Raw genomic sequence first — 12,205 nt, forward strand, 5'->3', positions numbered from 1 at the left:
TTCACCTCGTGCGGAGGGTGGTGGGCAGGGGCGGAGCGGTGAGCCGGCGCAGCGCGGCGTCGACGTCGAGGACGCCGGGACCAACCCGCTCCGGGCCGGCGGGGACGGGACGCGCCGTCGTCCGCAGCAGGTCGCCCACTTCCTGGGAGGTGAGCGGCCGACCGGCGGCCTCGAAGAGCACCGCGACGGCGGCGGTGACGTGCGGCGCGGCCATGCTCGTCCCCGACATCGTGGTGAGACCGTCGCGCTCCCGGCGGCCGTTGAGCGGGGACGACGAGCGGGCTGCGGTGATCGCGACCCCCGGCGCCGCCAGGTCCGGCTTGGGATGCAGGTCCCGTGCGGGGCCCGCGCTGCTGAACGGTCCCGGCAACGGCACGGGTGCCCGGTGGTCGTAGGCGGCGACCGCGATCGTCCGACGCCCGTTGCAGATCGTGTTCGTGGTGAACAGTGGATCGGGGACCGCGAAGCGGCTCTGGCGCCCCCGGTAGGCACGTTCGACCCAGCCGTGCACCTCACCCTTCTCGACGTGGCGGGGCACCAGCCGGACGCGCCACCGCCCGGCCGGCGCGCCCGGCCAGAGGAAGAGGTCGACGACGCTGTCGCCGTTGCCCGGGTCCCCGCGCCGGTGGAACGCGGAGACGACGACGGCGCCGCCGTCGCGCACCACCCGCTCCTCCCCGGGAGGCAGCTCGAGGACGACGGCGCCGTCCGGTGCCACCAGCTCGACGATGAGCTGGTCCGCCGCCGGGTACCAGATCTCGAGCTCGGCGTTGTCCACCAGGGGCGGCTCGACGACCCACTCCCACTCGACCGGTGCGCCGTCGGTGAGCTGTGCGCTGGCGTGCTGACCGGTGCTGAAGTAGTTGCCGGCCGAGCAGACCACCTGCCGCCCCGGCGTCTCGAGCATCTCGTCGATCGCCCGGACCAGCAGCGGCGACCGGTCGTGCGGGCCGCCGCACCGCCCCAGGCTCAGGTTCAGCACCACCGGCCGGTCGCCGGCCCGCCGGAACACGTAGTCGACGCCCTCGAGGATGCGCACCGAGTCCCCCAGGGTGTCGTCGGGATTGGTGTCGTCGCCGCGCAGGTGGACGGCCACGATGTCGGCATCGCGGGCGAGGCCGGGCGTGGACCCCGGTGCCCGTCCGGCGCCGCACGCGATCGCCAGGGTGTGGGTCCCGTGGGTGCCGCGACCGAGCGGGTCCACCTCCGCCGGGTCGTACCGCAGAGCGGCGTACGGGTCGGCGGTCGCGAGCGCGCGGTCGATCGTGGCGGCGTCGAGCTCTCGGCCGTAGCCGTACGGCTCGGGGCTCAGCGGGGTGCGGCCCCCGCGCTGGTCCCACAGGGACAGGAAGCGGGTCCGCCCGTCCGCCGTGACGAGGTCGGCGTGGGCGACGTCGAAACCCCAGTCGAGCAGCCCGACGACGACGCCACGCCCGGTCCACGGCAGCGACGGCGGCGCCGGCGGCGTCGGCGGCGAGGACGGGGAGGTGCCGGCCGACGCGTCCGGCGCCGCCACGTGGGCGGCGTCGGCCGGCAGGTAGTGGTGCGTGCGCTTGAGGCTCAGCACGTCGCGGTGCCGCCGGACCTCGGCGACGGCGTCAAGATCCATCCGACCCGTGACGACCGTCCCGGCACGCACCACCACCTCCAGGCCGGGGACCTCCACCTCGGGCCCGCTGACCCGGGCGATCACCCCGACCCGCCGGGGCGTGGCCGGGTCGGGGTGCCGCTCGGCCTCCTCCAGCTGGAGCTGGAGGAGGTGCGGGTCCAGGTCGACGGGCATGGTGGGTCCCGGTGAGCAGGGCGGGCCCGGACGCCCGGGTCAGCCCTTGCCGGTGGTGGGGGCGGACCCGCCGTCGGCGGGCTTCCCGCTCCCACCGCTGGACCGGGCGGCCCCACCGGACGCACGGGCGCCGTCGTCGGCCCGCTGGGCGAGGAGCTCCTCGAAGACCTCCTTGACGCGGTCGAGGTCCTCGGCGGAGAGGCCGGCGCCCACGGGGCGGAGGATGGCCGGGTTCGTCGCGACGGCCCGTCGTGCGATCGGGATGTGCTCGACGTCCTCGGCCGTGAGCGTGGCCCCTTTCTCGACGGCCGTGGTGAGGACCGAGGTCACCGCCGTCGTGGCCTCGGTCTGAGCGGCGGTGCGCTCGCGGCGCGCCACGCTGTCGGCCGTGATGACGGCGAGCGCCCCGGCCTGAGCGACCGGGAGGCCGGCCAGGGCCGGGAGGGCGATGGGGAACACCGTGCTGCGTCGGTGCTTGGGCAGCGCCGCGAGGGCGATGATCGGCAGGAGGTTCATCTCAAAGCCCTCCCGACATCGCGAGCATCATCATCATCATCGACATGTCGGGCCCGCTGCTGCTCCCGCCGGACTGCGGCATCATCATGAACATCAGCGGCAGCATCATGCTGTTCGAGTCGCCGTCCTCGTCCTTGCCGAGCTGCTGCATCATCAGGCTCATCACCATGCTCATGGTCTGCGCCTGCTGCTGATCGGCGCGCAGCTTGCGGACCGCGGCCTGGGTCTCCAGCCGCAGCTTGCGCGTCGCGGCCTGCTGCTCGGTGCGGTTCTTGGCCACGGCCGCCTGGGTCTCCCCGACCACGGTGCCCACCCGTGCCCCCAGCGTCTGCAGGTCCTTCTGCAGGGTGTTGATCCGCGCGGAGTCCGCGTTGATCGCCGCCTGCAGCCGACCGACGGCGGCGTTGAACTCGTCCTTGTGCACGACAGGCGTCTGCAGCTGCACGGACGCCTGGCCGCGCGGGGTCTGCACGGTCGCGGTGTTGGTCCCCTGTGCGGCAGGGACCGAGACCCGGGGTGCCGGGGGGCGCGTCGGTGGCTTGAGCGCGTTGCCCACCGCCTTGATCCCCGCCCCGATGGGGTCGAGGAAGCCCAGCTGCGGGACCAGGGCACCGAGACCGGGGATGAACTCGGCACCCTCGTCCCAGTCCGGCAGGTTCTCGGACTCGTCGAAGTCGTCCAGCGCCGACTCGTCGAGCAGGTCGTCCAGTGTCGTCATCTCTCTCTCCCTCGGTTCGTGCGTGCGAACGGGGTCGGGCTCATGCCCACCCGTCGGTGTGTGCGGTGGTCGGTCGTCGCACGGGGACGGGCGCCGGCCGGGTCGGTCCGTGGGCGTCGTCGGGCGCGGAGGGGCCGTGGTCCGCCTCGGCGGCCCCCGGGCTCAGCGCCGACGGCGGCGTCGACGCGTCAGCGTGTGCCGTGGCCCGGTCGAGCGCCGGGCCGAGCCAGTCGACGAGGTGGGCGTCAGGTGCGAAGTACCCCGGGGAGCCGAGACCGCCGCAGGTGGGGCACGCGGACTCGGTGCCCCAGCAGTCCGGGCAGCAGCCGAGGCGGGTCGCCACCTGCCTCAGGAGCTGCAGGCCGGCGTCACGCTGGTGGCGGACGAGCGCCAGACGGCGGGACATGCGTTCGAGCGCGACCTGAAGGTCCGCCTGGGACGGCTGCTCCTCCTGGACCAGCACCCCGGCGTCGTCCCAGGGGTACCGCGGGCCGGCCCCCCGTGGGACGGTCGCGGGGTCGGGCACGCCCGGGGGCTCCTCGAGCAGCAGGGCTGCGTAGTCGCGCCGACGCAACGCGTCGACCTGGCTCTCGGTGAGCCCCGCGCGTCGGGCCATCACCTGCAGGATCGCCTCGCGGTCCATGGTCATCAGAAGGTCCCCTCCTCCAGCCACCGGTGCACGACCTCGGCACCGACCTCGAAGTGGATGGCGTCCTCAGGTCGCACGCCCGCCCCCCAGAAGACGCCGAACGGGGCGAGCACCTCGTGCAGGCGGAGCAGACCTCGCTGCACCTGGTCGTCGCCGCGGATGTCGGTGCGGCCGTCGATCGTGACGTCCAGCGCCAGGCCGAGGGCGTGGTTGCTGAGCACGCCGAGGCGGCCGCGGACATGGCGGACGCAGAGCATCCCCGAGGACCCGACGCGGTCGTGAAGGTCCGGGTCGGTGGCCCGGAGCGCCGTGAAGGCCTCCCCGAGAAGGGCGACAGCCCGGTGGTGCCCGCGGACCCGGAACGTCCCGACCTCGCCGGTCGCCATCCGTCCCTCCCAGAACGACGAGGTGATGGCCTGGCACTGGGCGGTCACGAGGTCACGGGGTCGTCCGAACCGGGAGACGAGCAGGCTTGTGGGGCAGGGACTCACCCCGACGTTGATCGTCGAGCGGTCCGGCAGCGGCACGAGGTCGGTGACGGCGGTCGCCTCAGGGGGAGCGTCCGCCGGGGAGCGTTCGACGGCCGGCGGCCCCCGCTCCTCCTGCGTCCCGGACGACGCCGCGGCGTCGCCGTAGTCCCGCTCCGAGCCCTCGCCTGACGCGTGCTCGGTGGGCGTGTCCTCGGTGGTGCCGTGCTCGGCGCCGGCGCGCGCATGGCTGAGGCGCGGGCGGCCAGCAGGGGCGCTGCTCGCCAACGGGGCGGGGACGCGCCCGGTGAGTCCCTCCGGGACGTCTGTGCCCTCCGACGCCGCTTCGGTCCCGGCCGACGCGATCCACTCCCGTGCGGTCGGCCCGGCGAGCAGCGTCGTGAGCTGCGGGAGGAGGTCGGCGAGGCGTCGCAGAAGCTCGACGGTGTCGGCGGCGCCCGACGAGGACGGACCGCCCGCGCCAGGGGTGGGCGCAGTCGGACGTGGCGCGGGTGCAGGAGCGGGGCGGGGGCTGCGGTCTGCCGCGGGGCCGGGGAGGAGGGCACGGGCCCGGTCGTCGGTGCAGGACGAGCAGGCGCGGGCGGTCGGGGCGGCGCCGGCGCCGGGCGAGGTGGTGCCGGCGGCGGCTTCGGGCTGGTGAGCTGCTTGACCGCGTCGATGACGGCCGGGGCGGCGCTGATCACGGCGGGGATGATCGCTGCGAGCGCGGGCCAGATCTCCGCCTCGTCGAGATCGGCTCCCTCGACCGCCTCGGCGGCCTCCGACGCGCCGAGCCATGCCCCCGCGGCCTCGCCCTCCGTCGTCCACGCGGTGGACGCGCCGTCGCCGGACCAGGCGGCCTCCAGCCACTCGAGCGCGGCGCCTTCCTGGCCCACGTGACCGCCGCCGGAGACCGGCCACGTCTCGCCGGGCCGGCCCCACGCCGCGCGGCCGTCGCCGTCGAGTGCGCCGAGGCCCGCGTCAGGGTTCATGGCCTGTCCCTCCAGAGCTCGACCGGCCCGTGTGCCGGCCGCCGTTCGTGAACGTATTCCGGGCGCCGTCACGGGCCCGTCGCGGCGCCGTCGCGCAGACGCGCACCCACCGTCGACGGGCCGTCGCGAGGCCGTCTGCATCGCGTCTCGGTCGCGTCGGTGCGGGGCTGCCGACAGGCGCGTCACGGTGGCCTGTCACGTCTTGTCACGCCGTCCCTGGCGGGTGAACAATGGGCGGGCGGACGGGGTCCGCCGCGGGGCCACACCCCGGCGCCACGAGCAGTCACGTCGGACACAGCAGGCCGACATCCGGGGTCAGTCCCTCGCTCCTGCGGCTCTCCGGCGTCGCGAGAGCTCAGCCCGCCGAGGTCGCGACTCCTCCTCGGTCGGGCTGCCACGGCTCATCGGCATGCGCAGGGGGGGAGGCCGTCGACCGACATGGCGACGTCGCCGGTGGGGAAGATCCTGGTGCACCTCCTGGGTGGGTTCCAGGTGTGGTGCGGGGAGCACGAGGTCGTCCTGCCCCCGACGTCGCAGCATCTCCTGGCCCGCGTGGCGCTCGTCGGACGCGTGCCCCGGTCCGCGCTCGCCGGGGAGCTGTGGCCCGACCTTCCTGAGGGCCGGGCGCAGGCCAACCTGCGCACCTCCATCTGGCAGGTCAGGCGGCTCTGCCCCGACCTCCTGGTCCACGCCGGCGAGGTCGTGGCGCTGCCCGCGACGGCGGAGGTCGACCTCCACCTGACGCAGGCCCTCGCGCTGAGTGTGATCCGGGACGTCGCCGCCGTCCCCACGGACTCGCTCATGTCCCACCTGCATGCTCTGGAGCTGCTCCCGGGGTGGTACGAGGAGTGGGTGCTCGCCGAGCGTGAGCGCGACCGCCAGCTCCGGCTGCACGCGCTCGAGCTGACGGCCCATGCACTGCTGAGCCGCGGCCTCGCCGGCGCCGCGATGCATGCGGCCCTCGCCGCCGTGCAGCTCGAACCGTTGCGTGAGAGCGCCCACCGCGCCGTCATCACGATCCACCTCAGCGAGGGCAACGTCGCGGAGGCGCTCGACCAGTACGGGCTCTACCGATCGGTCATGCTCGCCGAGGTCGGGATCGAGCCGACCCGCTCGCTCCAGGAGCTGCTCGGCGTCGCAGCTCGCGGCGCACCGATCCCGTCGCAACGCTCGCAGCGCGCACTGCGGGGCGGGTAGGCGCCCGCGCGTCGCGCGGGTGGGCGGGAGCGGCTCGTGGCACGTCGGAACGGGCCGTGCACGACCCGGGTGCAGCCGGCTCCTGATGGCTCTAGGAGGGGTCGGGTCGAGCGGATAGTCTCCGACCGGGAAGATGCCCTCGGGCTGGCGCACCGGGACGACGACGTCCCGCGTTCCAGGTCGGCGGCGCTTCCTTCTGCCACGACCTCGGGGCTGCCCGCAACGGAGCGAGCTGCCGTCTTGGGGCCGCACGGCTCGACCTGGAGGAACTCTGTGACCGCTCGACCCACACCGTCTCGTCACTCAGCGCGTGCCGCAGCGAGATCCGCTGTCGCCGTCGCTGCGCCGCTGGCCATGGTCGCCAGCGCCCTCGTCGCGCTGCCGGCCGCGGCCGTCGCGCCCGACACCCCCGTGTTCATCAACGAGCTGCACTACGACAACGCGAGCACCGACGTCAACGAGTTCGTCGAGGTCGCCGGCCCGGCGGGGACAGACCTGACCGGCTGGTCGGTCGTCCTCTACAACGGCAACGGCGGTGCCGCCTACGGCACCCTGCCGCTCTCGGGCGCGCTCGGGGACGACACCGGGTCCGGGTTCGGCTTCCGGAGCGTTGCGGCCGTGGGCCTCCAGAACGGGGCGCCCGACGGCGTGGCCCTCGTCGACGGCTCCGGCGCTCTGGTCCAGTTCCTCTCCTACGAGGGCGTCTTCGCCGCGACGAGCGGCGCTGCCACGGGCCAGACCAGCACGGACATCGGGGTGATCGAAGGTGGCTCGGGCCCGGTGGGGGAGTCCCTCCAGCTCACGGGCACCGGCGACTCCTACGGTGACTTCACCTGGGCAGCCTCGGCGGCCGAGACCCCCGGCGCCGCGAACAACGACCAGGTCTTCGTCGCCTCGGGCGACCCGCTCCCGCCGGCCTTGAGCTGTGAGGCTGCGCTCGAGGTCACCGCCGGCGAGGCAGGGAGCAGCACGGTCTCGGCGTCCGACGCCGACAGCGGCATCGACAGCCTGGCGATCACGTCCGCCGTGGTGGACGGCATCACGCTCGAGGGCTCGACAGCCCCCACCGGCGTGGGCGAGGCCGCCACCGCGACGCTCACGGTGGCCGACACCACGGCCGCCGGCATCTACGAGGTGCAGATCACGGCCACGTCGGACGACGACGCGCAGGCCCTCTGCACCGTCACGGTCACGGTCTCCGCGCCGCTCGCGACGTCGCTCGTCTCGGACGTCCAGGGCTCCGGGAGCGCCTCGCCTCTCGTGGACCAGGAGGTCCAGGTCGAGGCGGTCGTCACCTCGCTCATCACCAGCCGCGACGTGCTCGACGGCTTCTTCGTGCAGGAGGAGGACGCCGACGCCGACGCCGACCCGGCGACCTCGGAGGGTGTGTACGTCTTCTGCCGCTCCGCGTGCCCGACCGGCCTGGCCGCGGGTGACCTCGTGACCGTCGTCGGCACGGTGGAGGAGGACTTCACCAGCACGCGAGTGAACGCCACCGGCGGTTCGGTCGACGTCGTCGCCTCCGGCCAGCCGCTGCCGACGGCCGCCGTCGTCACGCTGCCGGCGAGCACCTCCACGCGGGACGCCGCCACCTTCGAGGCGGTCGAGGGCATGATCACGACCGTGTCGACCACCCTGGTCGTCAGCGAGTACTTCAACCTCGCGCGGTTCGGCGAGATCGTGCTCACGGCGGACGAGCGTGGCTACCAGTACACGCAGACCAACACCCCGAGCGTCGAGGGCTACCAGGCGTTCCAGGCCGAGCTGGCCAAGCACCGGATCGTCCTCGACGACGACAGCAACGACCAGAACGACGCCACGAGCGGCCCGCTCAACAACGAGCCGTACTACTACCCGACCCCCGGTCTGAGCACGGAGAACTACTTCCGCGGCGGCGACACCATCACCGGTCTGACCGGTGTCATGGAGTACTCGTTCGGCGCCTGGAAGCTGCGCCCCGTGCCCGGCGTCGACTACACCTTCGAGTCCGTCAACCCGCGACCGGCCACGCCCGACGACGTCGGCGGCCGCCTGCAGGTCGCCAGCTTCAACGTGCTGAACTACTTCGCCACGGTGGACACGACTTCCTCCGACGACACGGGCACGTGCGGGCCGACCGGTACCGACGACTGCCGCGGCGCGGACTCCGAGCTGGAGCGGGAGCGCCAGCTCGCAAAGATCGTCGCCGCGTTGAAGACCATCGACGCGGACGTCTTCGGCCTCATCGAGATCCAGAACGACGAGGGTGCGGCCACGCAGCAGATCGTTGACGCGCTCAACGCCGCCACCGCGCCGGGCACCTACGCCTACATCGAGACGGGCACGATCGGCACCGACGCCATCAAGCAGGCCTTCCTCTACAAGCCGGCCACGGTCACCCCGGTGGGTGACTTCGCCCTGCTGACCGAGGAGGACGACGCCCGGTTCGACACCGACCGCAACCGGCCGGCCCTGATCCAGACGTTCGACGAGGTCGCCACCGGTGAGCGGTTCACCGTCGCGGTGAACCACCTCAAGTCCAAGGGCTCGGGTTGCGGGGCGGGCGACGACTCGCCCCAGGACGGGTCCGGCAACTGCGACCTGACCCGCACGCAGGCCGCGGCGGCGCTGGCGGACTATCTGGCCACCGACCCGACCGGGAGCGGCGACCCCGACTTCCTCGTCATCGGCGACCTGAACTCCTACTCGATGGAGCGTCCGATCAGCACGCTCGAGGCAGCCGGCTACGTCGACCTGCTCGAGACGTACGAAGGCCTGGAGTCCTACGGCTACCTGTTCGACGGTCTGCTCGGTCACCTCGACCACGCCCTGGCCACCGAGTCGCTCGCGGCGCAGGTGACCGGCGCCGGCGGCTGGAAGGTCAACGCCGACGAGGTGCCGCTGTTCGACTACAACGACACCGTGCGGGACACGGGCGAGGCGTCCTTCGAGCGGGAGTCGTCCGCGCTCCCGCTCTACGAGCCGACCCCGTACCGGTCGAGCGACCACGACCCCGTGGTCGTCGGCCTGTCGTTGGCGAGCAACGAGGCCCCGGTGGCCAACGCGGGTGGTCCGTACGTGGTCAAGCCGGGCGCCCGTGTGGTGCTCGACGCCTCGAAGTCAGTGGACGCCGACGGCGACGAGCTCACCTTCGCCTGGGACCTCGACGGTGACGGCGCGTTCGACGACGCCACCGGCCCGACGGCGACCTTCCACGCCAACCGGCCGCCGGGCATCTACCCGGTCGCGGTGCAGGTGAGCGACGGCACCGAGACGTCGACCGCCGCGACGATCGTCGAGGTGGTCCCCCCGGGGCTCATGCCGCGGTTGTGACCGTTCGACACTGACCGAGCCCCGCCGTGCCTGGTGCACGGCGGGGCTCGGTCGTTCCGGGCGCCTTCGTCACACGGGAGTCGCCTCCGCCACGTACAGTTGTCCCGACCTCGCACGCCGGTAGGCCCGGCAGGGCGGGGCTGCTGCCGACCTGACGCTCGGCGAGCAGACGTAGCGAGCACGCGACCGGGGTCGCAGCCGATGTGGCGCACCTCGTGGGCGTGGACGGTGCACGGCGGTCCAGCGCTCCCCCCGAGCGCCGTGGCCTCCGCTTCCTGCGGCCTGGGTGGGTGTCCGACGCCCACCCCGTCCGGGCGGCCGTGGTGCGGCGCGTCGCGACGTCGTCGCGGTGTGGACGCTTCGAAGGAGGGCATGTGGCACGAGCAGGCCAGCGCCGGTCCGGTCGCGCGCGGACGGACTCCGGCGCCGAGCGTCGCCGCCCCACGCGCCCCAGCGAGAAGGGGATCATCCCCGTGCTCGCGGGCCTGGCCCACGAGGTCGACGGCGCCGTGCAGCGGCCGCCCACGCGCCCGGCGGTCCGCACGAAGTTCCAGGTCGTCGCACTGCTCGTCCGCGAGGAGCGCGCCCGGGTCAAGGCCGACACGTCCCTCACCGCGGCCAAGCGGGACCAGGAGCTCAAGCGGCTCGACGGGGTCGCGACGCTGCTGGCCAGGATCGCCGCCCGGGACACCTCGCTGCTCACCCTGCTCGCCGACGACGCCCGCGTCTCCGACACCGCGCGGGCGTACAAGGCGACCGTGATGCGCGCGGGCGGTCTCGATGCGCCCGAGGAGGTCGAGCCCGAGCCGGTCGCGCCCACGACGCCGGCGCCGGGGACCGAGAAGCGCGTGGTGCCGCAGTCGGTGATCCAGCGGCAGCGGGCGAACCCGTTCCTCGCCCCGGACTTCGAGGCGGCGGCCGAGCGGCTCGCCGCGAAGCCCCGCCGCCTCGCCGGGTGGGAGCTGCTCGAACCGCTCTTCCGGTCCTTCGAGGAGTCCACTCCGGGCGCCGCGTCCTGCATGGCGCTCCCCGAGGCGGGCTCCGTGGCCGTAGGCCACGGCAGGGCGCTCATGCCGCACCAGGCCAAGGTCGTCGCGGCCACTCGGCAGGGCCACCGCACCTTCCTGCTCGCCGACGAGCCCGGGCTGGGCAAGACCGCCCAGGCACTCCTCGCCGCCCAGGCGGCCGACGCCTTCCCGCTCCTGGTCGTGGCGCCCAACGTGGTCAAGACGAACTGGGCGCACGAGGTGGAGCTGTGGACGCCGCTGCGCCGCGCAACCGTCGTCCACGGGGACGGCGACGAGGTGGACGCCTTCGCGGACGTCGTCATCGTCAACTACGACATCCTCGACCGGCACGTCGGCTGGCTCGGCGATCTCGGGTTCCGCGGGATGGTCGTCGACGAGGCGCACTTCATCAAGAACCGGGGCTCCCAGCGCTCCCAGCACGTCCTGGCGCTGTCCGACCGGATCCGCGAGCGCACCGCCCGGCCGCTCATGATGGCGCTGACCGGCACCCCGCTGATCAACGACATCGAGGACTTCCGGGCGATCTGGCAGTTCCTCGGCTGGATCGACAACGAGAAGCCGCAGGGCAAGCTCATGACGGCCCTGGAGGAGACCGGTCTGACCCCTGCCGACCGCGGCTTCTACTCCGCCGCGCGCGCCGCCGTCATCGACATGGGCATCGTGCGCCGCCGCAAGGTCGACGTCGCGGCGGACATCCCCGCCCGCCGGGTGGCGGACCTGCCCGTCGAGCTGGAGGGCGCCGTCGGGCGCTCGATCCGCGCGTCCGAGCTGGCGCTCACCCGTCGCCTGGTCGACCGCTACCGCGCTGCTCTGGCCGCACGGCCCGACGGCGGCGCCGTGGAGGGCATCGACCTCGAGCTCGCCCGGCGCGTCGCGGCCGCCGAGCTCAAGGACTCCAGCTCGAAGGCCAAGGGCGAGAACGTCTTCACCATGGTCCGCCGGATCGGCCAGGCCAAGGCCGGGCTGGCCGCCGACTACACCGCGCAGCTGTCCCGGAACGTCGGCAAGGTCGTGTTCTTCGCCAAGCACGTCGACGTCATGGACCAGGCCGAGCAGACCTTCGCCGACCGCGGCATCAAGTACGCCTCGATCCGCGGCGACCAGACGCCCAAGGCGCGCGAGAAGAACGTCGCCGCGTTCACGAACGACCCCGACGTGTCGATCGTGGTGTGCTCCCTACTGGCCGCCGGCGTCGGGTTGAACCTGCAGGTCGCATCCAACCTCGTGCTGGCCGAGCTGTCCTGGACCGACGCGGAGCAGACCCAGGCGATCGACCGGATCCACCGGATCGGCCAGGACGAGCCGGTCACCGCGTGGCGGATCATCGCCGCGCAGACCATCGACTCCAAGATCGCGGAGCTCATCGACGCCAAGTCCGGGCTCGCCGCGCGGGCGCTGGACGGGGCGGCGGAGGAGGACGCGTCGTCGTCGACGGACGTGCAGCTCGAGGCGCTGGTCGCACTGCTCACCGATGCGCTGGCTGTCGAGGTCGTCGGCTGAGCACCGGACCGACCGGTGTCCGACGGCGCGTCGGGGCGTGGCG

At 73.5% G+C, this 12,205-nt stretch carries 8 protein-coding genes; 3 read left to right on the forward strand and 5 right to left on the reverse strand.

Translation table 11 applies throughout. The features are described 5' to 3' along the window. Position 1: 1 nt before the first annotated feature. Genes LG379_RS14280 through LG379_RS14300 form a run of 5 tightly spaced genes read right to left on the reverse strand, consistent with a single transcriptional unit; the run spans position 2 to position 4,421 of the window. On the reverse strand, positions 2 to 1,783 hold the full coding sequence (locus tag LG379_RS14280; protein WP_225755260.1) for a S8 family serine peptidase: 1,782 nt from the start codon (positions 1,781 to 1,783) through the stop codon (positions 2 to 4). 39 nt (positions 1,784 to 1,822) lie between these two features. Next, the gene (locus LG379_RS14285; protein WP_225755261.1) at positions 1,823 to 2,299 is read right to left on the reverse strand and encodes a hypothetical protein; all 477 of its coding nucleotides are present in this window, start codon (positions 2,297 to 2,299) and stop codon (positions 1,823 to 1,825) included. A 1-nt stretch (position 2,300) separates the two neighbouring features. Next, positions 2,301 to 3,017, reverse strand: a complete 717-nt coding sequence (locus LG379_RS14290; RefSeq protein ID WP_225755262.1) for a hypothetical protein — start codon at positions 3,015 to 3,017, stop codon at positions 2,301 to 2,303. 40 nt (positions 3,018 to 3,057) lie between these two features. After that, a complete protein-coding gene (locus LG379_RS14295) occupies positions 3,058 to 3,666 on the reverse strand; it encodes a hypothetical protein (RefSeq protein WP_225755263.1) in 609 nt (202 codons plus the stop codon). After that, positions 3,666 to 4,421, reverse strand: coding sequence for a M15 family metallopeptidase (locus LG379_RS14300; RefSeq protein ID WP_225755264.1), 756 nt, complete (start codon positions 4,419 to 4,421; stop codon positions 3,666 to 3,668). Before LG379_RS14300 ends, LG379_RS14295 begins: the two co-directional genes overlap by 1 nt. 1,142 nt (positions 4,422 to 5,563) lie before the next feature. Here LG379_RS14300 and LG379_RS14305 point away from each other — a divergent pair. The 3 genes from LG379_RS14305 to LG379_RS14315 all read left to right on the forward strand — a co-directional run bounded on the left by LG379_RS14305 (position 5,564) and on the right by LG379_RS14315 (position 12,162). Continuing rightward, complete coding sequence (locus LG379_RS14305; protein ID WP_225755265.1) at positions 5,564 to 6,322, forward strand: BTAD domain-containing putative transcriptional regulator; 759 nt, start codon at positions 5,564 to 5,566, stop codon at positions 6,320 to 6,322. A 354-nt stretch (positions 6,323 to 6,676) separates the two neighbouring features. Continuing rightward, positions 6,677 to 9,634 (forward strand): ExeM/NucH family extracellular endonuclease, encoded by a 2,958-nt coding sequence (locus LG379_RS14310; RefSeq protein ID WP_225755266.1) that lies wholly within the window; start codon positions 6,677 to 6,679, stop codon positions 9,632 to 9,634. 374 nt (positions 9,635 to 10,008) lie between these two features. Continuing rightward, on the forward strand, positions 10,009 to 12,162 hold the full coding sequence (locus LG379_RS14315; RefSeq protein ID WP_225755267.1) for a DEAD/DEAH box helicase: 2,154 nt from the start codon (positions 10,009 to 10,011) through the stop codon (positions 12,160 to 12,162). Positions 12,163 to 12,205: the final 43 nt, after the last annotated feature.

It is taken from the genome of Actinotalea sp. Marseille-Q4924 (assembly GCF_916618755.1).
In the GTDB taxonomy this organism is placed as follows: Bacteria; Actinomycetota; Actinomycetes; order Actinomycetales; family Cellulomonadaceae; genus Actinotalea.